Source organism: Stenotrophomonas maltophilia group sp. RNC7 (assembly GCF_030910085.1).
Classification (GTDB): domain Bacteria; phylum Pseudomonadota; class Gammaproteobacteria; order Xanthomonadales; family Xanthomonadaceae; genus Stenotrophomonas; species Stenotrophomonas sepilia.
Window position 1 is genome coordinate 123024 of the sequence record NZ_JAVFVN010000993.1, and the last position, 21714, is coordinate 144737.

Below are 21714 nucleotides of genomic sequence, written 5' to 3' on the forward strand. Positions count from 1 at the left end.
GCCACATCACGCCTGCGGTATCAATGAGCGAACGCATTTGAGAATCACTCGCATTGATGGGAGAATGCGCGCACGGATCGGGCCGCAGGCGACTGCAGCGACGCTCCGCCTCCCCCTCGTCGTTGCCTCAAGCCCTTTGCCAGAGGCCACGTTGCCCTGCCAGAAGGTCCAGATCATGTCTCCTGCCGTTGTCCTCTCGCCGCGCCCGCTGGCGCTCGCCGTTGCCGCCCTGCTGGCGGGCAGCGCCCTGACCGCCCAGGCTGAAGCCGACGCCACCGATATCGACACGGTGCACGTCACCGCCTCGCAGATTGCCCGCCAGGCGTTGGGTACCTCGACGATCACCGCCGAGGACATCGCCAGGCGCCCACCGGCCAACGACATCGCCGAACTGCTGCGCACCATGCCGGGCGTCAACCTCACCGGCAACAGCGCCTCGGGCCAGTACGGCAACAACCGCCAGATCGACCTGCGCGGCATGGGCCCGGAAAACACCCTGATCCTGGTCGACGGCAAGCGCATCGGTGCGCGCGATGCCGTGCGCATGGGCCGCAGTGGCGAGCGCAACACGCGCGGCGACACCAACTGGGTGCCGGCGGAGATGATCGAGCGCATCGAAGTGCTGCGCGGCCCGGCGGCGGCACGCTATGGCTCCGGTGCTTCCGGTGGCGTGGTCAACATCATCACCAAGCGCCCGACCGGCGACCTGACCGGTGCCGTCGACCTGTACGGGCTGGTGCCCGAACACAGCGCCGAAGGTGGCAGCGAGCGCGTCGGCCTGCAGCTGAGTGGGCCGATGACCGACACGCTGTCGTTCCGCCTGTACGGCAACCTCAACAAGACCGACGCCGATTCACTCGATCTCAACCGCCGGTACGCCACCCAGCCGAACGCAGTGCCACCGGCTGGCCGCGAGGGCGTCAAGAACCGCGACATCAACGCGCTGCTGCGCTGGGACGTGACCGCCGACCAGGTGGTCGAGTTCGAAGCCGGCACCAGCCGCCAGGGCAACATCTACGCCGGCGACCGCGCGGTCAGCACCACGGGTACTTCGACCGGCATCGATCTGGCTGCGCTGGCCGACGGCAAGGCGGAAACCAACCGCATGTACCGCAACACCGGCGCGGTCACCCATCGTGGCCGCTGGGGCGATGTGACCTCGCGGGTGACCGCCGCGGTGGAGGCGGTGAACAACTCACGCATCAATGAAGGCCTGGCCGGTGGCCCGGAGGGCAGCTTCAACGGCACCGACTGGTCGACCTCGCGCCTGCGCAACTACCAGCTGGATGGCGAAGTGAGCTTTCCGACCACGCTGGGCGGCGCCGAGAACATCTGGACGCTGGGCTTTGAATACCTGGACAGCCGCCTGACCGACCCGTACTCGATGAGCCAGTCCAGCAGCAGCGGCGGTGGCATCCCGGGGCTGTCGGCCGATCGTGCGCGCGGCAAGGCCGATGCGCAGACCACGGCGGTGTTCGTGGAAGACAACATCTACCTGGGCGAGCGCTGGATCGTTACCCCGGGCCTGCGCTTCGACCACCACAGCCAGTTCGGCAACAACACCAGCCCCAGCCTCAACGCGCAGTTCCGCATCAGCAGCGACTGGGGGGTGAAGGGCGGCATTGCCCGCGCGTTCAAGGCGCCGAACCTGTATCAGTCCAATCCGGACTATCTCTACTACACCCGCGGCAACGGCTGCCCCAATGCGCTGCCGAGCCTGGGCGCCGGTTGCTACATGCGCGGCAACGCGGACCTGAAGGCGGAAACCAGCCTGAACAAGGAACTGGGCATCGAATGGGCACCGCAGAGCGGCTGGCAGGCGTCGTTGACCTACTTCCACAACGATTACAAGGACAAGATCCAGGCCGGCTACACCCAGATCGGGCTGACCGCCGACACCAAGGGCCGCATCTTCCGCTGGGAGAACGCGCCGAAGGCGATCGTGCAGGGGCTGGAAGGCAACCTGGTCATTCCGCTGCTGGGCGAGCAGGGCAACCGCCTGAAGTGGAGCAACAACTTCACCTACATGGTGGAAAACGAGAACAAGACCACGCACCAGCCGTTGTCGGTGATTCCGAAGTACACGATCAACACCATGCTGGACTGGCAAGCCACCGACAGGCTGTCCGTACTGCTGACCGGCACCTTCTACGGCAAGCAGGAACCGGCCACGACCAACATCAACAACGACCCGCGCTGCACCGGCAGCTGCGATGCATCGATCGCGCTGCAGGATCGTGGCGCGTACAACATCTGGGGCGTGAGCGCGCGCTACAAGGTGACCGAGACGGTCAGCTTCGGCTTCGGCGTGAACAACCTGGCCGACAAGCGCCTGTTCCGCGAGGCCAACAGCAGCGATGCCGGTGCGGCGACCTACAACGAACCGGGCCGGGCCTACTGGGCCAGCCTTCGCTTCGGCTTCTGACCGCAGGCCGGCGTCGGTCTGCAGCCCTCGCCGGGCCATGCCCGACGAGGGCTCGTGTGGCCTGCAATGTTATAAACACCGTAATAGTCTCCCCCGCCAGCACGGCGTAGCCTGCACCGCATCGCAAAGGAGCTGTTGCCATGGGCCACGACCACGATCACCTGCCATCCCAGATCCGCCACGAGAAACCCTTGTGGTGGGCACTCGGCCTGACCACCACCTTCCTCGTCGTCGAAGTGGTGGGCGCGTTCTGGACCAACAGCCTGGCGCTGTTGTCCGACGCCGCGCACATGGCCACCGATGCGCTGGCGCTGATGATCGCGCTGGTCGCGGTACGGTTGAGCCGGCGCCCGCCGGATGCGCGCCGCACCTACGGCTATGCACGGCTGGAAGCGTTGGGCGCGATGATCAACGGTGCCATGCTGTTCGTGGTCGCCGCCTACATCCTGTGGGAGGCGGTCGGCCGCTTCCGCCAGCCGCAGGAGATCGCCTCCTCCGGCATGCTGGTGATCGCGGCTGCGGGCCTGGTCATCAACCTGATCTCGATGCGCCTGCTGCAGGCGGGCAGTGGCGAGAGCCTCAACGTGAAGGGCGCCTACCTGGAAGTGTGGGCCGACATGCTCGGCTCGGTGGCTGTGATTGCGGGCGCATTGTTGATCAAGTGGACCGGATGGAAACCGATCGACCCGATCCTGGCCGTGCTGATCGGCCTGTGGGTGCTGCCGCGTACCTACGTGCTGATGCGTGAAGCGATCAACGTGCTGCTGGAAGGCGTGCCCAAGGGCATGGACGTGGACAGGGTGCGCGACAGCCTGTCCGGCCACGCCGCAGTCCTGGACGTGCATGACCTGCACGTGTGGGCGCTGGCTTCCAGCACCCCGGCGCTGACCGCGCACATCGTGATGCGCGAGGGCACCGATGCCGATGCGCTGCGCCGTGAGCTGGGCGGACGCCTGCATGATGACTTCGGTATCGAGCACGTGACACTGCAGATCGAAGCGGACCACTGCGGCGAAGCCTGTGGCGGGCCGGCGCCGGCCAAGGGCGGCGGACACGAGGGCCATGAAGGCCACGACCACGGCGAGGACGCGCAGGGCCATCGTGGCCATGTGCATCGTTGATCGAAGATGACGCGCGCGCCGGGAGACGCCCGGCGCAGCTATTCGTCCCGCCGCGAGGCCAGCCGATCCGCCAGCCGGGTTGGCTCCGGCAGCCGATAGCCACGCAGGGTGTGCTGCACCCAGCCCAGCGCGGTATCGGCACTGATCCGATGGCCACCGGCCACGAACAGCGGCTTGCAGCGAACCTTGCTGCGCAGCACCCAGCCCAGCTGCTCTTCGCCGTCCAGCAGTGGTGTATGCGCGCCGGCCTCGGCGCCCGGTTCGACGAACCTTCCCACCAGTTTCGATTTCGCCACGCCGATGCTCGGCAGGTCGGTGACCACGCCCAGATGCGCGGCCACGCCCAGCCGGCGCGGATGGCTGATGCCGTGGCCATCGACGAACACCACGTCCGGTGCCCGCGGCAGCAGCGCCAGCGCGGCCAGCAGCGCCGGCAGCTCGCGGAAGCTGAGCAGGCCGGGGATATAGGGCATCACCGTGGGGATGCGCGCGATCTCCTGCGCCACGGGCTGCAGCGTCCTTGCATCCAGCAGCACCGCCGCGGCGCGGGTAATGGCACCGTTGTCCTCGAAGCCGACGTCCAGCCCGGCCAGCCAGCGCACGTCACGGGGCAGGCGGTCCTGGCGTTCCACGCGGGCGGCCAGTTGCAGCTGTTGCGCGCGGGCAGCGGTGACGCTGCCTTCCCAGCGCCCGGGGTCGATCACCGTATTCATTGGCTCCAGCATCGCATGCGCGGCGCCACGGCACGGTGAGCGGCCACCGGGGCTACAATGGCGGCCTGCCTTTCCTCGCGTTGGAGACCCTGCAGTGACCCGTAAACTCGTACTGTTGCGCCATGGCCAGAGCCAGTGGAACCTGGACAACCGCTTCACCGGCTGGGTCGATGTCGACCTGACCGAGCAGGGGCGACGGGAAGCGGCTGCCGCCGGTCGCCTGATGCGCGAGGAAGGCCTGCAGTTCGACGTCGCCCATACCTCCGTGCTGAAGCGCGCCATCCACACCCTGCAGGGTGCGCTGGCCGAGCTGGAGCAGGACTGGCTGCCGGTGAACAAGTCCTGGCGCCTCAACGAGCGCCACTACGGCGGCCTGCAGGGCCTGGACAAGGCCGAGACCGCTGCCAAGCACGGCGAAGAGCAGGTGAAGGTGTGGCGTCGTTCGTACGACATCCCGCCGCCGCCGATGGACCTGGAAGATCCGGGCCACCCGATCCATGACCGCCGTTACGCCGGGCTGGACCGCAACGCGCTGCCGGGCACCGAATCGCTGGCCACCACCCTGGACCGCGTGCTGCCGTACTGGCACGACGCCATCGCGCCGCAGCTGAAGGACGGCAAGACCGTGCTGGTCACCGCCCACGGCAACTCGCTGCGTGCGTTGTACAAGTACCTCAACAACGTCTCGCGCGAGGAAATCCTCGAGCTGAACATCCCGACCGGCATCCCGCTGCTGTTCGAACTGAACGATGACCTGACCGTGCAGTCGTTCCGCTACCTCGGCGACCCGGAAGCGGCGCGCAAGGCCGCCGAAGCCGTAGCCAACCAGGGCAAGGCGAAATAAGAAGCAGAAGGCCGGCGCAAGCCGGCCTTTCTTTTTGTAGAGCCGAGCCCACGCTCGGCTGACGCTGTCGCAACCCGGTAGAGCCACTTCATGGTGGCTGCATGTTCCGGCTACGACGGATCCAGCAGGCGCACCTTCGGCGACTGCAACGCAGCAATGTCGATGACGTGGTCCTGGCATATCACCTGGTAATGCGTGAATGGGCCCGGGTAACGGGTATCAGCGAAGGTGGCACGGCCCAGATATTCAAGGAACTTCGAATGGCTGTAGCGGCGGAACAGGTTGCCGCTCCAGGCTTCGGAGTCGTCCCAGCTCTGGTAGGACTCGTTGTGCACGGCGTAGCTGATGTAGTGGTCCCAGATCAGTTCAAACCGCTGCGAGTGGGGTACCACCTCTATCGCACGCACGTCATCGATTGAACGTCCATGACCGAGCTCCACGCGGGAGGGCTTACCGACCACCCGGCCCTCCTCGACGACCAGGCGCAGACGATTCGCTTCCGGCTCGCCAATCTCAGCAAGAAACAGAAACTCACAGGTGTCGAGGGCCAGCAGCAGCGCAGGTTCGTCCATGGTCATGAGGTCCAGTGATCGCAGAGGCCAGAGCATACCGGCGCGCGGCGGGAGCTACGCCGTGGGCTCTGTGACCTTTGGCCGGTCCCCAACCTCACGCCCCCGGCTACCCTGTGAAATTACCCGCAGGAGAGCCTCATGAACGTCCGCAACCTGGTCCCGCTGGGCCTGACCATCGCCATCGCTGCCTCGCTGGCCGCCTGTGGCAAGAACGAAACCGCGCCGGCGGCCAGTGCCGACGCCAAGCCGGCCTTCGACCTGTCGCAGATCAAGACGCCGCTGATCTCGCTCAACAGCGCCGACCTGGATCCGGCCATTTCGGCCTGTACCGACCTCAATGGCTTCGTCAACAGCAAGTGGCTGAAGGCCAACCCGGTGCCGGGCGACCAGACCACCTGGGGCAGCTTCGAGATCCTGCGCGAGCGCTCGCTGGAAGTGCAGCACGCGCTGGTGCAGCAGGCCGCCGCCAGCCAGGCCAATGCCGGCTCGGTGAAAGCCAAGATCGGTGACATCTGGAAGACCGGCAACGACGAGGCCAAGATCGAAGCCGCCGGCCTGGCGCCGCTGCAGCCGCAGCTGGACAAGATCACCGCGCTGAACGACACCGCCGCCATCACCCAGTACCTGCGCGACAGCCAGGCCGAAGGCAAGGGCGTGTTGTTCTCGCTGTTCGCCAATGCCGACTACAAGGATTCGGCCAACGTCATCGCCTATGTCGGCCAGGGCGGCCTGGGCCTGCCGGAGAAGGGCTACTACTTCGACGATGCGCAGGCCAAGATCCGCGACGCCTACGTGGCCTACATCGCACAGGTGCTGACCCTGTCCGGCGTGGACGCGGCGCAGGCCGCCGAGCAGGCCAAGGCCGTGATGGCCTTCGAAACCCGCCTGGCCAAGGCCTCGATGTCGCGCATCGAAATGCGTGACCCGGCCAAGCGCTACAACCCGCTCAGCGCCGCCGACGCCGACAGGCTGACCCCGAACTTCAGCTGGACCGCGCTGTTCGACACCCTGAAGGTACCGGCCGCGCAGAAGTTCTCGCTGGCCCAGCCGGGCTTCTTCGGTGAAATGGACAAGATGCTCGCCGACGTGCCGGCCAGCACCTGGCAGGCCTACCTGCGCTTCCACACCATCGACGATGCCGCGCCGTACCTGAGCAGCCAGTTCGAGAAGGCCAACTTCGATTTCTACGGCACCACCCTGCGTGGCCAGAAGGAAATGCAGCCGCGCTGGAAGCGCGTGCTGGAGTCGGTCAACGGTGGCATGGGTGAGGCCCTGGGCCAGCTGTACGTCGACGCCGTGTTCCCGGCCGAGTCGAAGGTGGCCATGCAGCACCTGGTGGAGAACCTGTCGCAGGCATTGAAGGCGCGCCTGGAGCAGCTGCCGTGGATGGGCGAGGAAACCAGGAAGAAGGCACTGGAAAAGTGGGCCAGCTTCACCCCGAAGATCGGCTACCCGGACAAGTGGCGTGACTGGTCGGGCCTGCAGACCAACGGCGACAGCTACCTGGGCAACATGCAGGCAGCACGTGCGTTCAACTACCGCTACATGCTGGACAAGATCGGCAAGCCGGTGGACAAGACCGAGTGGGGCATGACCCCGCAGACCGTCAACGCGTACTACAACGCCACCAAGAACGAGATCGTGTTCCCGGCGGCGATCCTGCAGGCGCCGTTCTTCGACGCCAAGGCCGATCCGGCGCTGAACTACGGCGGCATCGGTGCGGTCATCGGCCACGAAATGATGCACGGCTACGACGACTCGGGCAGCCAGTTCGCCGCCAACGGCAACTTCGACAACTGGTGGACCGACGCCGACCGCAAGGCCTTCACCGAGCGTACCGACCAGCTGGTCGCGCAGTTCGACGGCTACGAGTCGGTGCCGGGCGTATTCGTGAAGGGCAAGCTGACCCTGGGCGAGAACATCGGCGACCTGGGCGGCCTGACCGTGGCCTACGACGCGCTGCAGATGGCGCTGAAGGAAGACCCGAAGGCCAATGTCGAAGTTGACGGCTATAGCCAGGATCAGCGTTTCTTCATGAACTGGGCCACCGTGTGGCGCCGCAACTTTACCGATGGCGAGCTGCGCGTGCGCCTGAACACCGATCCGCACGCGCCGGCCAATTTCCGTGCCAACGGTGCGCCGTCGAACATGCCCTCGTTCGCTGCTGCATTCCAGTGCAAGGCGGGTGATGCGATGGTGCGCGCCGACGACAAGCGTGTGGTGATCTGGTGATCGATCACCCGTGACGCGTGGAGCGAAAGGCCCGGCGAACGCCGGGCCTTTCGTTTGCCCGGCCGATCTCAGGCCAGCGCCGGTTCCCGCTCCAGCATGCGATGGAAGCGTTGCAGCACGTACGGATCCACCAGCCCGCCGGCCTGCTCGTCGATGATCCGCAATGCGGCCTCATGCTCCATCGCGTCGCGATACGGGCGCACGCTGGTCATCGCATCGTAGGCATCGGCGATGGTGACGATGCGCGCGCCCAGCGGGATGGATTCGCCGCGCAGCCCATCGGGGTAGCCGCTGCCATCGAAGGCCTCGTGATGGGCGCGGATCAGCCGCGCCACCGGCAAGGCGTCGCTGCGGCCGGTGGCCAGGAAGATGTGTTCGCCGCGTACCGGATGCTCGCGCATGATCGCGCGCTCCTCGTCGGTATGCCGGCGGGGTGCCAGCAGCACGTCATCGGGTATGCCGATCTTGCCGATGTCATGGAAGCGCGCGGCCAGGCCGATCTGCGCACGGGCCTCGTCATCAAGATCGCAGTGCGTGGCCAGGCGCTGCGCGAGCAGGCCGACGCGGTCGCAGTGGTGGCGGGTGTAGGCGTCGCGCATCTGCAGCGACATCGAGAGGGCATCGATCAGGCAGGCCTGCGCGTGCAGCAGGTCGGGGGCGGGTACGGCGTCAGGGAACATGGTCATCCGCCCGCACCGGGTGGGGACCGGTGCGGGGTGTTCGGGGGGCGATCAACCCGGGGCGAGGGTGGTCAGAAGGGCGCGGGCCGCATTGAAGCGGTCTTCCGGCAACGGCAGCGGGTGCTTGATGCGCAGCTTGTCGGGCCCTTCCATGGCATAGAGGTTCGGTTGTTTCTGGATCAGCTGGATCACCGCCATCGGATCGATGTTCGGCTTGGACTCGAACACGATGCGGCCGCCGTTCTCGCCCAGGTCGAGCTTGCGGATGCCCAGCGTATTGGCTTTCAGCTTCAGCTCGGCGATGGCGAACAGGTGCTTGGCTGCATCCGGCAGCAGGCCGAAGCGGTCGATCATCTCCACCTGCAGTTCGCGCAGCGCATCGCTGTCGCGCGCGCTGGAAATGCGCTTGTACAGGGTCAGGCGGGTGTGCACGTCCGGCAGGTAGTCTTCCGGGATCAGCGCCGGCACATGCAGCTCGACCTCGGCGCCGCGCACTTCCTCACCGGCATCCAGGTCAGGCAGCTTGCCCTGCTTGATGCTGCGTACCGCGCGTTCCAGCAGCTCGGTATACAGGCTGAAGCCGACCTCGGCCATCTGCCCGCTCTGGTCCTCGCCCAGCAGTTCACCGGCGCCGCGGATTTCCAGATCGTGGGTGGCCAGGGTGAAGCCGGCGCCCAGCTCGTCCATCGAGGCGATCGCTTCCAGGCGCTTCTCGGCGTCGGGGGTGATCGCGCGACGGTCGGGGGTGATCAGGTAGGCGTAGGCACGGTGGTGCGAACGGCCGACGCGGCCACGCAGCTGGTGCAGCTGGGCCAGGCCGAAACGGTCGGCACGGTTGATGATGATGGTGTTGGCGTTGGGGATGTCGATGCCCGATTCGATGATCGTGGTCGACAGCAGCACGTTGAAGCGCTGCTTCTGGAAATCCAGCATCACCTTTTCCAGTTCGCGCTCGGGCATCTGCCCGTGGGCGATGCCGATGCGTGCCTCCGGCACCAGCTCGGACAGCTCGCGCTGCATGCGGCCGATGCTCTCCACGTCGTTGTGCAGGAAGTACAGCTGGCCACCGCGCGCCAGTTCGCGCTGGAAGGCTTCGCGCAGCAGCGCGTTGTCCCACTGGGTGATGAAGGTCTGCACCGCCAGCCGGTTCGGCGGTGGCGTGGCGATGATCGACAGGTCACGCAGGCCGGCCATGGCCATGTTCAAGGTGCGCGGGATCGGCGTGGCGGTCAGGGTCAGCAGGTGCACATTGGCGCGCAGCGCCTTCAGCGCTTCCTTCTGGCGCACGCCGAATCGCTGCTCCTCGTCGACGATGACCATGCCCAGGTCCTTGAACTTCACGTCCGGCTGCAGCAGGCGATGGGTGCCGACGATGACGTCGATGGTGCCAGCGGCCACCTTCTCCAGTTCGGCCTTGATTTCCTTGCTGGTCTTGAAGCGCGACAGCACTTCAACCTTCAGCGGGTAATCGGCGAAACGGTCGCGGAAGTTGCGGTAATGCTGCTCGGCCAGCAGCGTGGTCGGCACCAGCACCGCCACCTGCTTGCCGGCACTGGCCGCAGCAAATGCAGCGCGCACCGCCACCTCGGTCTTGCCGAAGCCGACGTCGCCGCAGACCACGCGGTCCATCGGCTGGCTGCTGGCCAGGTCGCGCAGGGTGGCATCGATCGCGGCCAGCTGGTCGGGGGTTTCCTCGAACGGGAATCCGGCGGCGAACGGCTCGTACATCGCGCGGTCGACCTGCAGTGCCAGGCCGGCACGCGCCTGGCGGCGGGCCTGGATCTCCAGCAGTTCGGCGGCCACATCGCGCACCTTCTCGGCGGCCTTGCGCTTGGCCTTGCTCCATTGCTCGCCACCGAGCGAATGCAGCGGTGCGGTTTCGGCCGAAGCGCCGGAGTAGCGGCTGATCAGGTGCAGCTGGGCGACCGGTACATACAGGCGGTCGCCCTTGGCATATTCGATCTCGAGGAACTCGCCGGGCATGCCGCCGACGTCCATCGCGATCAGGCCACGGTAGCGGCCGACGCCATGATCCTCGTGCACGATCGGCGCACCCTCGGTCAGCTCGCCGAGGTCGCGGATGATCGCCTCCGGCTCGCGGCCGGCACGGCGCGTGCGGCGGGTGCTGCCGGCGCGCTCGGGGAACAGCTGGCGCTCGGTCAGCACCGCGATGCGCGGATCGTCCAGCGCGAAGCCATCTTCCAGCGGCGCCACCGCGATCGCGAAGCGCGCATCGCTAGCGAGGAAACTGGGCAGGTCGGCCACCACCGGCGGCTTCAGCTCGGCGGCCTGCAGCACTTCCAGCAGTGCCTCGCGGCGGCCGGGCGAATCGGCGGCGATCAGTACCCGGCCCGGATAATGGCCGAGGAAGGATTTCAGCGCATCGCCGGCGGGGGCTTCGCGTGCGGCCACCGGCAGCGGGGGCAGCGGCTGGTCGCCCAGCGCGTGCGCGTCGGCGATGCGTGCGTGGTCGGCGGCCCATACCTCGATGCGCGGGGCATCATTCAGGCGCTCGCGCAGCAGCTCCGGCGACAGGTACAGCGCCGACGGCGGCAGCAGCGGCCGTTCCACATCGTGGCGGCGCTGCTCATAACGCTCGCCGGTCTGCGCCCAGAACGCCTCGGCGGCTTCGCCGGCACCGGCACAGACCACTGGCAGGCTGCCGCTGGGCAGGTAGTCGAACAGGGTTGCGGTGCGCTCGAAGAACAGCGGCAGGTAGTACTCGACGCCGGCCGGCGCCAGCCCGGATTTCAGATCCTGGTACAGCGCGCTGCGCCGGGTATCGACATCGAAGCGCTCGCGCAGCGTGGCCAGCACGCGGGCGATGCTGGCCTCGTCCATGGGCACTTCGCGGCCCGGCAGCATGTGCACGGCCTCGACCTTGTCCAGCGAACGCTGGCTTTCCGGATCGAAGGCACGGATCGAATCGATGTCCTCGTCCAGCAGTTCCACCCGCAGCGGCTCGCCGGCGCCCATCGGGAACACGTCGAGCAGGCCACCGCGCACGGCGAAGTCACCCGGGTCCATCACCTGCGGCACGTTGCGGTAGCCGGCGCTTTCCAGGCGGCGCTTCTCAGCTTCCAGATCCAGGCGCTGGCCGACCTTCAGGTCGAAGCTGCCACCAATGACGTAGCTGCGCGGGGCCAGCTGCTGCAGCAGGGTCTGCACCGGCACGATCACCAGGCCACGCTTCAGCGTGGGCAGGCGGTGCAGGGCAGCCAGGCGCTGCGAGATGATGTCCGGATGCGGGCTGAAGCGGTCGTAGGGCAGGGTTTCCCAGTCCGGGAAGGCGACCACCGGCAGGGCCGGGTCACCACCGAGCAGGGTCTGCAGGTCGGCTTCGAGCTGGTTGGCGCCGTGGTTGTCACGGGCGATCACCAGCAGCGGAGCGTCGTGCACGCGCGCTGCCTGGGCCAGGTACCAGGCCAGTGCGGTGGGCGAGGCGGGGGCGCGCCACCAGGCGCGGAGCTGGCCGGCGCGCGGCAGCGGCGGGGCGGGGTATGAGGTACGCGACATGGACCCCGGATTTTAGCAGAAGCCCGATCCGGCTCCTGTGCGTCGTGCCGCCGGTTGCCGGCAGCCTCATGTGCCGTTGGCGGAGCGGAATGCCGGCCAGCGGCTGGCACTACCGGGAGACGTGGCCGGGCAGGGCCCGGCGCATCCGTCAGTTGTCCAGCTCCAGCACCATCCGGACCAGGCCTTCGGCGCCGGTCGGGTGCGGCACCGGCTTGAAGCCCAGCGACGCGGCCAGCTGCTTCATCGGTTCGTTCTCGGCGGCAACGTCGCCGTACAGGCGGTCCAGGTACTTGCCACGGCCCCACTTCACCAGCTTGCGCATCAGCTGCCGTCCCAGGCCTTGCCCGATCAGGAAGCGGCTGATCAGGATCGCGTACTCGGCTTCACGGGTGCCGGGGATGATCGAGGCCCGGGCGACCGCGCCGACCACCGCTTCGCCAGCGGGCAGGGACTCGGCTGCGACCAGGGTGATCTCGGTCTTGGGGTTGGGGTGGGTCAGGCGCTGGGTGGTTTCCGGCGAAAGCTCGGTCACCGCCTGCAGGAAACGATCACGGATTTCTTCCGGCCCGAACAGGCTGAATGCCGCTTGCAGCGGTGCGCCATCTTCCGGGCGGATGGGGCGGATCAGCAGCTCGTGGCCGCTGGGAGCCTTGAAGATCTCATGCCAGGGCGGCATGCGGTTGCGAGTGGCCATACCGGGTGATTCCTTGGTGGTCCATCGATTGTGGCATCACCGGGGCTGCGTTCCGTGAACGAAAGGCTCACGGCGGTACAGCCTCGTGAAGGCCGTTATTCGGGCGCTTTGAGCCAGTCCAGGCGGGTGCTGGCCCCGGGTTCGCCCAGGTGCTGGCGCAGCGCCGGCAGGGCCGGACCAACCACGCGGTCGAACTGCCACGGCGGGTTGAGCAGCAGCATGCCGCTGCCGTTGAGGCGCAGCGGCGAGTCGTCCGGGCGCACCAGGAACTCGATCGTCATCGCCGATTTCACCGGCAGGGCGGTGGCCTTGCGCAGGAAGTGCAGGATGGTGCGGCGCTGCTTGATCGGGAACCAGACCGCACAGGTGGCCTGCGGCCAGCGTGCCAGGGTCTCGGCCAGGGCGGCCAGGATGTTCTGGTATTCGGCGTCCTGGGCCTCGTACGGGGGGTCGATCAGCACCAGGCCTCGGCCGATCTTGCTGCCGTTGAACCTGGGCGGCAGCAGCGAGCGCAGCAGGGCGTAACCATCGCCGGGGCGCACGTCGACGCGGCTGTCATGGGCAAACAGGTCCTTCAACGTGGCCGCTTCGGCTTCCTGCAGCTCGCAGACCGCCATGCGGTCCTGCGCACGCATGGCCTGTGCGCTCAGCAGCGGCGAGCCCGGGTAGTTGGTCAGTGCGCCCACCGGATTGTCGGCCTGCACCGCCTTCAGGTAGCGCTCGACCACCTCCGGCAGCCTGGGCTGGGCCATCAGCCGCATGATCCCGGACTCGGCCTCGAGGGTCTTGCGGCTCTCTTCGCTGGCCAGCAGGTAACGGCCGGCACCGCCGTGGGTATCGAGCACGAAGAACGGGCTGTCCTTGCGCTTGAAGCTGTCGATCAGGGCCAGCTGCACGATGTGCTTGAGCACATCGGCGTGGTTGCCGGCATGGAAGGCGTGGCGATAGTTCATGGGCGGCAGTGTACGGGGCGGCGGCCGCAGCGGCTATGCTGCGCGCCATGACAGCTCCTGTTGCCCATGTCCTGGTCGTCGAAGACGAAGCCGCCATCGCCGAAACCGTGCTTTATGCGCTGCGCAGCGAGGGCTATGCCGCCAGCCACTGCCTGCTCGGTGGCGAGGCCCTGAAGCGCCTGCAGGCCGGGGATATCGACGTGGTGGTGCTGGACGTGGGCCTGCCCGACCTGGGCGGCTTCGAGGTGTGCCGGCGGCTGCGCGCGCAGCCCGGGCCGGCGGCCCAGCTGCCGGTGATCTTCCTGACCGCCCGCAACGATGAAGTGGACCGCGTGCTGGGCCTGGAACTGGGCGCCGACGATTACATGACCAAGCCGTTCTCGCCGCGTGAGCTGGTGGCGCGGGTGCGTGCGCGCCTGCGTCGCGCTGCACCGGTCGCGGCAGCCCCCGGCGCCGATGCGGGCTGGCAGGAACATGGTGCCTTCGCCATCGACCGCGAAGGCCGGCGCATCCGCTTCCGCGGCCACGCGCTGGACCTGACCCGCTACGAGTACGCGTTGCTGGAAGCGCTGCTGCAGCGGCCGGGCGCCATTCTCAGTCGCGCCCAGTTGATGGATCGCGGCTGGGACAGCAGCGCCGACAGTGCCGACCGCACCGTCGACACCCATGTAAAGACGTTGCGCGCCAAGCTGCGCGCAGCCGGTGCCAGCGACGACCCGATCCGCACCCACCGTGGCCTCGGCTACGCGCTGGAGGTCTAGCCGATGCGCCTGGTCCTGAAGCTGTTCCTCGGCTTCTTCCTGATCACCGGCATCGCCGCGTTCTTCGTGATGCGCGTGTTCGTCAACGAAGTGAAGCCGGGTGTGCGCCAGGCGATGGAATCGACCCTGGTCGATGCCGCCAACGTGCTGGCCGAGATGGCGGCGGCCGATGTCAAGGACGGCACCATCCGCAGCGGCAGCTTCACCCGCAACCTGGCCAAGGCGCGGCAGCGTGACCTGAAGGCGATGGTCTGGCGCTTTCCCAAGCGCTCACTGGACTACCGGGTGACCATCACCGATGCCAAGGGCATCGTCATCTACGACTCGCTGGGCCGCGACCTGGGGCGTGACAATTCGCGCTGGAACGATGTCTACCGCACCCTGCGTGGCGAGTACGGCGCCCGCTCCAGCCCGGAAGTGCCAGGCGAAGAAGGCGATACGGTGATGCATGTGGCGGCGCCGGTATACGACCCGGCCGATGGCCGCACCCTGATCGGCGTGCTCAGCCTGGCCCAGCCCAACCGCAGCATCGATCCGTTCATTGCGGCCAGCCAGCGCGCCATCATCGAGCGCGGCGCCTGGCTGATCGGATTGTCGGCGCTGGTCGGCGTGCTGGTGACGATGTGGCTCACCACGGGCCTTGGCCAGCTCAGCCGCTATGCACGGGCGGTCAGCGCCGGCGAACCGGTGCCACCGCCGCGGCGTCGCCGCGACGAGATCGGCGACCTGGGCCAGGCACTGGAAACGATGCGCCGCAAGCTGGAGGGCAAGGCCTACGTCGAGCAGTATGTGCAGTCGCTGACGCATGAAATGAAAAGTCCGTTGGCGGCGATCCGCGGTGCCGCCGAGCTGCTGCAGGAGCCGCTGCCGGAGGCCGACCGCGTGCATTTCGCACGCAGCATCGTTGATCAACAGGAGCGGCTGACCGAGACGATCGACAAGCTGCTGGCGCTGGCCGAAGTGGAACAGCACGGCTGGCTGCAGACCCGCGATCCGATCGCGCTGCCCACGCTGCTGGCCGATGCGGCGGCGGCCGCGCAGGTGCGTGCGCAGGCGGCCGGCGTGCAGGTGCGCATCGGCAGCGTGCCCGACCTGCGCGTGCAGGGTGATGCCTATCTGCTGCGGCAGGCGTTGCACAACCTGATCGACAACGCCATTGCTTTCTCACCGCCCGGCGCGGACATCGCGCTGCAGGCCGAGGTGGACGGGCCGGGCGTGCGCCTGCAGGTAGCGGATCGCGGTGCCGGCATTCCCGACTACGCGCGCGAACGGGTGTTCGAACGCTTCTATTCGCTGGCCCGCCCCGGCAGCGGCCGGCGCAGTTCCGGCCTGGGCCTGCCGTTCGTGCAGGAAGTGGCTCGCCTGCATGACGGACGCGCCAGCCTCGACGCCCGCGATGGCGGTGGCACGGTGGCAAGCCTGTGGCTGCCGTTGGGTGCTGCGGGCCAGCGCCCGCGCCGCTGACTTCACACTCGCTTCAAATTCGCCACAAACCCTGCTCACCGCAGCGGTCCATCCTGCAGCCCTCTCCAACGAGGATGGACCATGAAATCCCTGAAGATGCTGCTGCGGTTCGCCATTGTCGGCGGGCTGATCCTGTTGTTGCTGGTGCCGCTGATGATGATCCGCGGGGTGATCACCGAACGCAGCCAGTACCGCGACGAGGCCTTTGCGCGGGTGGCCGACAGCCGCGCGGGCACGCAGCAGCTGGTGGGCCCGGTGCGGGTGGTGCCGTGGGTGGAACGCAAGCAGGTTGAACTGGTTGACCCGCTGGGCGTCAAGAAGACCGAGGTGCAGGTCACCGAGGGGCACTGGCTGCAGATGCCGGCGTCGCTGGAGGTGGGCGGTGAGATGCTGCCGAGCCAGCGCGAAGTCGGCCTGTTCAAGGTGCCGGTGTACAGCTGGAACGGCCAGATGAAGGCGAGCTTCGCCGCTGACGATTATCCGGTGAAGGCGGGGCGCACGTATGGCCAGCCGTATGTGGCGGTGGGAATTTCCGATGTGCGCGGCCTGGTCGGTACACCGAACCTGCGCGTGGATGGCAAGCAGCTGCGCCTGCTGCCGGGCGTCGGCGTGGCCAGCGAAGTCGGCCGTGGCCTGCATGCGCCGGTGGCCGGTTTCGCTGCGGATCAGGGCGGCACGCTGGCGGCCAGCACCGTTGAACTGGAGCTGCGCCTGGATGGCAGCCGCATGCTGTCGGTGGTGCCGGTGGGCGATGACACCCACATCGCGCTGCGTTCGAGCTGGCCGCATCCGTCGTTCAGCGGTGCGTTCCTGCCCAACGAGCGGCGCGTTGATGCACAGGGATTCGACGCGCGCTGGGCGGTGTCCTCGCTGGCCTCCGACGCACAGCGGCAGCTGCGCAATGAAGGTTCGGTCGACTCGCAGGCAGTGACGGTGTCGCTGGTCGATCCGGTCGATACCTACACCCAGGCCGACCGTGCGTCCAAGTACGGCGTGCTGTTCGTGCTGCTGACCTTCGTCGGCTTCATCCTGTTCGAGCTGATCAAGTCGCTGCGCATCCACCCGCTGCAGTACCTGATGGTCGGCCTGGCGCTGGCAATCTTCTTCCTGCTGCTGATCAGCCTGTCCGAACACGTCGCGTTCTGGAAGGCCTACCTGGTTTCGGCGGTGGCCTGTATCGGCCTGCAGGCGGTGTACCTGGCCAACGTGCTGGGCCATTGGAAGCGCGGCCTCGGCTTCGCGGCCCTGCTGACCGTGCTGTACGGCGCGTTGTATGGCCTGCTGGTGTCGGAGAACAACGCACTGCTGATGGGGTCGCTGCTGCTGTTCGTGATCCTGGCGCTGGCGATGTGGGTGACCCGCCGGGTCGACTGGTACGCGCTCGGCGCGGACCTGAAGTAAGGAGCACGCCATGGGCTGGCGCCAGGGATTGCGGCAACGGGCACAGCAGGGCATTCCGGCCCTGCTGGAAGTGGATGCACTGCTGCAGGCACATGGCGTGCTGGCGGCCCTGCCGGGGGCGCGGATCGCCCCCGGCCTGGTCCGCTTCCAGCTGGCGGCGGTGACCTGCGAAGGATTGCAGGGGCAGGGATTGCGTTGGCTGCAGGGTGCGCGGCAGGGACGCGGCGCGGTGGCCGGCCGGGTGCCGCGCTATCGGCCCTGGAAGGCCGGCGCGGAGGCATTGGCCGAGATCGGCATCGGCGGCCTTCCGGATGACTGGCCGGCACACGCGGCGGTGTACGGCTGCAGCAGCGTCGACCGGCGGCACTGGTTGCTGTTGCTGCCGGAGCGGGCGCAGTTGTGGTTGGGATGGAGCGGGTGATTCGGCTTTGCGGGTACGACCCAATCACTCTCCTGTGGGTGCGAACCTTGGTTCGCACGCTTCCGCGCCGTCCATGACCGATGGGACGGTATCGCCGCGCCCCGGCTGGCTAGACTCGATGGGTTGATGATCGAGCCGAAGGGCAGGGGTGCGATGTGTTGAAGTGGGGCGTGCTGGCCGCAGCGCTGGTGCTGGGTGGCAATGCAGGGGCGCAGCAGCGCGAGACGGTGGACCTGGACATGGTCAGCCGCATCCGCCAGGAGGCGTTCCACCGTTCGCAGGTGATGGACACCTTCAGCTATCTCACCGAGCGCATCGGCCCGCGCCTGAGCAATTCGCCGGCGATGGGCCGCGCCAATGCGTGGACCCGCGGCAAGTTCAACGAATGGAAGCTGGACAACGTCCACGACGAAGCCTTCGATGACTTCGGCCGCGGCTGGGAATTCACCTCTGCCAGCGTGGAAATGCTGGGCGACCGCGTGCAGCCGCTGCATGCGCTGCCCAAGGCCTGGACCCCCGGTACGAAGGGCCCGGTCGAAGGCGAGCTGGTGCAGGTCGACATCAAGAAGCCCGAAGACATCGAGAAGTACCGCGGCAAGCTGCGCGGCAAGATCCTCCTGCTGGGCGAGGCACGCGAATACAAGCGGGGCACCGAGCCCGATTCGCACCGCCACGACGCCACCTCGCTGGAAGGCCTGCAGGAATTCACCCTGCCCAAGGACAAGGACGCTACCGCCGAGCGCGCCAAGCGGGTCAAGGAGTACCAGGAGCGCCAGCAGCTGGCGGGCAAGGTCAATGCGTTCTTCGTCGAAGAGGGCGCGCTGGCCTCGATCAGCATCAGCAGCTGGGACAACGGCATCATCCGCGTTGCCGGCGGCGGTTCGCGCAAGGCCGGTGAGCCGGTGGGCATCCCCGAACTGGCGATGATCAGCGAACACTTCAATCCGCTGGTGCGCGCGCTTCAGGCCAAGCAGGCGGTGCGCCTGCGCGTGGATGTGGCAGCACGCTTCACCGACGAGGCCGACCAGCCCGGCTACAACACGCTGGCTGAGATCCGCGGCAGCAGCAAGCCCGATGAAGTGGTGATGATCGGTGCGCACCTGGATTCGTGGCACAGCGGCACCGGTGCGGCCGACAACGCCGCCGGCGTGGCGGTGATGATGGAGGCGATGCGCATCCTCAAGGCCACCGGCGCCAAGCCCAGGCGCACCATCCGCGTGGCGCTGTGGAGCGGCGAGGAGCAGGGCCTGATCGGCTCGCAGGCCTACGTGGCCAAGCACTTCGGCAAGTTCCCGGAGCCGACCGACCCGGCCCAGAAAGCGCTGCCGGCGTCGCTGCGCGAGCCGACCGGTGCACTGCAGAAGACCCGCGATTACAGCAAGTTCCAGGTCTACTTCAACATGGACAACGGCTCGGGCCGCTTCCGTGGCATCTACGCGCAGGAAAACCTGGCGGCGATGCCGATCTTCGAAGCCTGGCTGGCGCCGTTCCATGACGTGGGCGCCACCACCGTGGCCACCCGCAACACCGGCAGTACCGACCACATCAGCTTCGATCGCATCGGCCTGCCGGGCTTCCAGTTCATCCAGGACCGGCTGGACTACTTCACCAACGTCCACCACAGCCACCTGGACACCTGGGACCACGCCGAACCGGAAGACCTGAAGCAGGCCGCGGCCATCGTCGCTTCGTTCGCCTACAACGCCGCAATGCGCGAGCCGTCCTTCCCGCGAAAGGCAGAACCGTAAAAAGGGACGGAGGGGATCAAGTCGTATCTCCCCCTCCGCTTCCCGGTTGCAGCACCCCAGGGCTGGGCAATCGCGACTTAATCCCCTCCGTCCCCTTTTTCCGTCGGGGGCGGTGGGCTGATAAAATCGGGGGATCCCCGTTCCTCGAGCCGTCCATGACCTGCCGCACCCGCTTCGCCCCCAGTCCCACTGGCTACCTGCACATCGGTGGTGCCCGCACCGCGCTGTACTGCTGGCTGGAGGCCCGTCACCGCGGCGGTGAGTTCGTGCTGCGCATCGAGGACACCGACCGCGAACGCAGCACCCAGGGCGCAATCGACGCCATCCTGGAGGCGATGGAGTGGCTGGGCCTGGACTACGACGAAGGCCCGATCTACCAGACCGACCGCGTCGCCCGTTACCAGGAAGTGGCCGAGCAGCTGATCGCCGAGGGCAAGGCGTACTACGCCTACGAGACCCGCGAGGAGCTGGATGCCATGCGCGAGGCCGCCATGGCCAGGCAGGAAAAGCCGCGCTACAACGGCGCTGCGCGCGATCTGGGCCTGCCCTACCGGGACGACCCGAACCGTGTCATCCGCTTCAAGAACCCGCTGGAAGGCACGGTGGTGTTCGATGACCTGATCAAGGGCCGCATCGAGATCGCCAACAGCGAGCTGGATGACATGGTCATCTTCCGCCCGGACGGCTACCCCACCTACAACTTCGCGGTGGTGGTGGACGACTGGGACATGGGCATCACCGAGGTCATCCGCGGCGACGACCACATCAACAACACCCCGCGCCAGATCAACCTGTATGAAGGCATCGGCGCGCCGGTGCCCAAGTTCGGCCACATGCCGATGATCCTGGACGAGCAGGGCGCCAAGCTGTCCAAGCGCACCGGTGCGGCCGACGTCATGCAGTACAAGGACGCCGGCTACCTGCCCGATGCGCTGCTGAGCTACCTGGCCCGCCTGGGTTGGTCGCATGGTGACCAGGAGCTGTTCAGCCGCCAGGAACTGATCGACCTGTTCGACGTGAAGGACTGCAATTCCAAAGCCTCGCGCCTGGACATGGCCAAGCTGGGTTGGGTCAACCAGCACTTCCTGAAGACCGAGGAGGTGGCCGTGATCGTGCCGCACCTGGTCTACCAGCTGCAGAAGCTGGGGCTGGACGTGGCCGCCGGCCCGGCTCCGGAGGATGTGGTGATCGCCCTGCGTGAACGCGTGCAGACCCTGAAGGAAATGGCCGAGAAGGCCGTGGTCTGGTACCAGCCGCTGACCGAGTACGACGAAGCGGCGGTGGCCAAGCACTTCAAGGCCGGTGCCGAGGTGGCGCTGGGCAAGGCCCGCGAGCTGCTGGCCGCGCTGCCGGAATGGACCGCCGAGTCGGTGGGAGTGGCCCTGCATGACGCGGCCGCAGCGCTGGAAATCGGCATGGGCAAGGTCGCCCAGCCGCTGCGCGTGGCCATCACCGGCACCCAGGTCAGCCCTGACATTTCCCATACCGTGTACCTGGCCGGCCGCGAGCAGGCCTTGAAACGCATTGATGTGGCCATCACCAAGGTAGCAACGGCCTGAGGCATCCTTGCCAGGCCCGAACCGGAGAACACGCATGCCCGCCAAGACCGCCACTGCCTGTACCGCCCCGCACCACCACGTCCACGACGCATCGGATTTCGTGGCGGTGGTCGAGCGTGTCTCGCGCGAACGCGGGCTGCGCCTGACCCCGATCCGCGCCAATGTGCTGAAGCTGATCGCCGAGGCCGGCAAGCCGGTCAAGGCCTACGAGCTGCTGGAATGGGTGCGCAACGGCAAGGGCGTGGGCGCTGATGCTCCGCCCACCGTGTACCGCGCGCTGGACTTCCTGATGGCCAATGGCTTTGTGCACAAGCTGGAGTCGGTGAATGCCTTCGTGGCCTGCCATCATCCAAGCAGCGCTGCGCATTCGGTGCCATTCCTGATCTGCAACAGCTGCCACAGCGCAGTGGAGCTGGAAGACCGCGAGATCGTCAGCCAGCTGGAGAAGCGGGCCAAGGAACTGGGCTTCCAGCCGCAGGCACAGACGCTGGAAGTGCACGGTCTCTGCGCGCGCTGCGCGGGGTAACGCAATGGTAGTGCCGGCCGCTGGCCGGGATCCTGAGTGGGGTCAGATCCCTTTGCCATTGGCAAAGGGATCTGACCCCGTTTC

The 21714-nt window shown here is 67.3% G+C and carries 17 protein-coding genes; 11 read left to right on the plus strand and 6 right to left on the minus strand.

The annotated features are described in order from the left end of the window. Nucleotides 1–175 precede the first annotated feature (175 nt). Both RCF13_RS25970 and RCF13_RS25975 read left to right on the plus strand, forming a co-directional pair. Nucleotides 176–2425: a TonB-dependent siderophore receptor gene (locus RCF13_RS25970; protein WP_134967859.1), complete on the plus strand. Its 2250-nt coding sequence runs from the start codon at nt 176–178 to the stop codon at nt 2423–2425. 140 nt (nt 2426–2565) lie between these two features. Then, nucleotides 2566–3546, plus strand: a complete 981-nt coding sequence (locus tag RCF13_RS25975) for a cation diffusion facilitator family transporter (protein WP_065179784.1) — start codon at nt 2566–2568, stop codon at nt 3544–3546. Nucleotides 3547–3584: 38 nt separating this feature from the next. Here RCF13_RS25975 and nfi read toward each other — a convergent pair whose 3' ends face one another. Further along, complete coding sequence (gene nfi, locus RCF13_RS25980) at nt 3585–4259, minus strand: deoxyribonuclease V (protein WP_134967860.1); 675 nt, start codon at nt 4257–4259, stop codon at nt 3585–3587. 94 nt (nt 4260–4353) lie between these two features. On the opposite strand from nfi, the gene gpmA reads away from it, so the two are divergent. Then, nucleotides 4354–5103, plus strand: a complete 750-nt coding sequence (gene gpmA / locus RCF13_RS25985) for a 2,3-diphosphoglycerate-dependent phosphoglycerate mutase (RefSeq protein ID WP_014036448.1) — start codon at nt 4354–4356, stop codon at nt 5101–5103. A gap of 110 nt (nt 5104–5213) precedes the next feature. On the opposite strand, the gene RCF13_RS25990 is transcribed toward gpmA, so the two are convergent. Then, nucleotides 5214–5675: a hypothetical protein gene (locus RCF13_RS25990; RefSeq protein WP_231352623.1), complete on the minus strand. Its 462-nt coding sequence runs from the start codon at nt 5673–5675 to the stop codon at nt 5214–5216. A gap of 138 nt (nt 5676–5813) precedes the next feature. Between RCF13_RS25990 and RCF13_RS25995 the strand changes: the two genes are divergently transcribed. Further along, on the plus strand, nt 5814–7907 hold the full coding sequence (locus RCF13_RS25995) for a M13 family metallopeptidase (protein WP_134967862.1): 2094 nt from the start codon (nt 5814–5816) through the stop codon (nt 7905–7907). A gap of 68 nt (nt 7908–7975) precedes the next feature. Here the strand turns inward: RCF13_RS25995 and RCF13_RS26000 are convergent, their stop codons facing one another. From RCF13_RS26000 to rlmJ, 4 genes are all read right to left on the minus strand, one after another. Then, complete coding sequence (locus tag RCF13_RS26000) at nt 7976–8593, minus strand: HD domain-containing phosphohydrolase (protein WP_061479525.1); 618 nt, start codon at nt 8591–8593, stop codon at nt 7976–7978. 45 nt (nt 8594–8638) lie between these two features. After that, nucleotides 8639–12103: a transcription-repair coupling factor gene (gene mfd / locus RCF13_RS26005; RefSeq protein WP_061479524.1), complete on the minus strand. Its 3465-nt coding sequence runs from the start codon at nt 12101–12103 to the stop codon at nt 8639–8641. A 148-nt stretch (nt 12104–12251) separates the two neighbouring features. Beyond that, a complete protein-coding gene (locus tag RCF13_RS26010) occupies nt 12252–12797 on the minus strand; it encodes a GNAT family N-acetyltransferase (protein ID WP_004150340.1) in 546 nt (181 codons plus the stop codon). Between the two features lie 95 nt (nt 12798–12892). Continuing rightward, a complete protein-coding gene (gene rlmJ, locus RCF13_RS26015) occupies nt 12893–13750 on the minus strand; it encodes a 23S rRNA (adenine(2030)-N(6))-methyltransferase RlmJ (RefSeq protein ID WP_134969473.1) in 858 nt (285 codons plus the stop codon). Nucleotides 13751–13785: 35 nt separating this feature from the next. On the opposite strand from rlmJ, the gene creB reads away from it, so the two are divergent. The 7 genes from creB (at nt 13786) to RCF13_RS26050 (ending at nt 21630) form a co-directional block, all read left to right on the plus strand. Beyond that, entirely contained in the window at nt 13786–14511 is a 726-nt protein-coding gene (gene creB, locus RCF13_RS26020) for a two-component system response regulator CreB (RefSeq protein WP_072166850.1), read from the plus strand. 3 nt (nt 14512–14514) lie between these two features. Continuing rightward, entirely contained in the window at nt 14515–15975 is a 1461-nt protein-coding gene (gene creC / locus RCF13_RS26025) for a two-component system sensor histidine kinase CreC (RefSeq protein WP_065197072.1), read from the plus strand. An 81-nt stretch (nt 15976–16056) separates the two neighbouring features. Further along, nucleotides 16057–17376: a cell envelope integrity protein CreD gene (creD, locus tag RCF13_RS26030; protein WP_134968792.1), complete on the plus strand. Its 1320-nt coding sequence runs from the start codon at nt 16057–16059 to the stop codon at nt 17374–17376. Between the two features lie 10 nt (nt 17377–17386). Then, entirely contained in the window at nt 17387–17797 is a 411-nt protein-coding gene (locus RCF13_RS26035) for a hypothetical protein (protein ID WP_134968791.1), read from the plus strand. Between the two features lie 155 nt (nt 17798–17952). Then, a complete protein-coding gene (locus tag RCF13_RS26040; protein ID WP_134968790.1) occupies nt 17953–19545 on the plus strand; it encodes a M20/M25/M40 family metallo-hydrolase in 1593 nt (530 codons plus the stop codon). 155 nt (nt 19546–19700) lie between these two features. Then, a complete protein-coding gene (gene gltX / locus RCF13_RS26045) occupies nt 19701–21104 on the plus strand; it encodes a glutamate--tRNA ligase (RefSeq protein WP_134968789.1) in 1404 nt (467 codons plus the stop codon). Nucleotides 21105–21138: 34 nt separating this feature from the next. Next, on the plus strand, nt 21139–21630 hold the full coding sequence (locus RCF13_RS26050; protein WP_005415799.1) for a Fur family transcriptional regulator: 492 nt from the start codon (nt 21139–21141) through the stop codon (nt 21628–21630). The last annotated feature ends 84 nt before the right edge of the window (nt 21631–21714 follow it).

Coding starts and splice junctions, on each gene's coding strand:
- creB (WP_072166850.1), top strand. CDS start 13,786: ATGCTGCGCGCCATGACAGCTCCTGTTGCCCATGTCCTGGTCGTCGAA.
- RCF13_RS26050 (WP_005415799.1), top strand. CDS start 21,139: ATGCCCGCCAAGACCGCCACTGCCTGTACCGCCCCGCACCACCACGTC.
- rlmJ (WP_134969473.1), bottom strand. CDS start 13,750: ATGAACTATCGCCACGCCTTCCATGCCGGCAACCACGCCGATGTGCTC.
- gltX (WP_134968789.1), top strand. CDS start 19,701: ATGACCTGCCGCACCCGCTTCGCCCCCAGTCCCACTGGCTACCTGCAC.
- mfd (WP_061479524.1), bottom strand. CDS start 12,103: ATGTCGCGTACCTCATACCCCGCCCCGCCGCTGCCGCGCGCCGGCCAG.
- RCF13_RS25990 (WP_231352623.1), bottom strand. CDS start 5,675: ATGGACGAACCTGCGCTGCTGCTGGCCCTCGACACCTGTGAGTTTCTG.
- creD (WP_134968792.1), top strand. CDS start 16,057: ATGAAATCCCTGAAGATGCTGCTGCGGTTCGCCATTGTCGGCGGGCTG.
- RCF13_RS25970 (WP_134967859.1), top strand. CDS start 176: ATGTCTCCTGCCGTTGTCCTCTCGCCGCGCCCGCTGGCGCTCGCCGTT.
- RCF13_RS25995 (WP_134967862.1), top strand. CDS start 5,814: ATGAACGTCCGCAACCTGGTCCCGCTGGGCCTGACCATCGCCATCGCT.
- RCF13_RS26035 (WP_134968791.1), top strand. CDS start 17,387: ATGGGCTGGCGCCAGGGATTGCGGCAACGGGCACAGCAGGGCATTCCG.
- creC (WP_065197072.1), top strand. CDS start 14,515: ATGCGCCTGGTCCTGAAGCTGTTCCTCGGCTTCTTCCTGATCACCGGC.
- RCF13_RS26000 (WP_061479525.1), bottom strand. CDS start 8,593: ATGACCATGTTCCCTGACGCCGTACCCGCCCCCGACCTGCTGCACGCG.
- RCF13_RS26010 (WP_004150340.1), bottom strand. CDS start 12,797: ATGGCCACTCGCAACCGCATGCCGCCCTGGCATGAGATCTTCAAGGCT.
- nfi (WP_134967860.1), bottom strand. CDS start 4,259: ATGAATACGGTGATCGACCCCGGGCGCTGGGAAGGCAGCGTCACCGCT.
- RCF13_RS25975 (WP_065179784.1), top strand. CDS start 2,566: ATGGGCCACGACCACGATCACCTGCCATCCCAGATCCGCCACGAGAAA.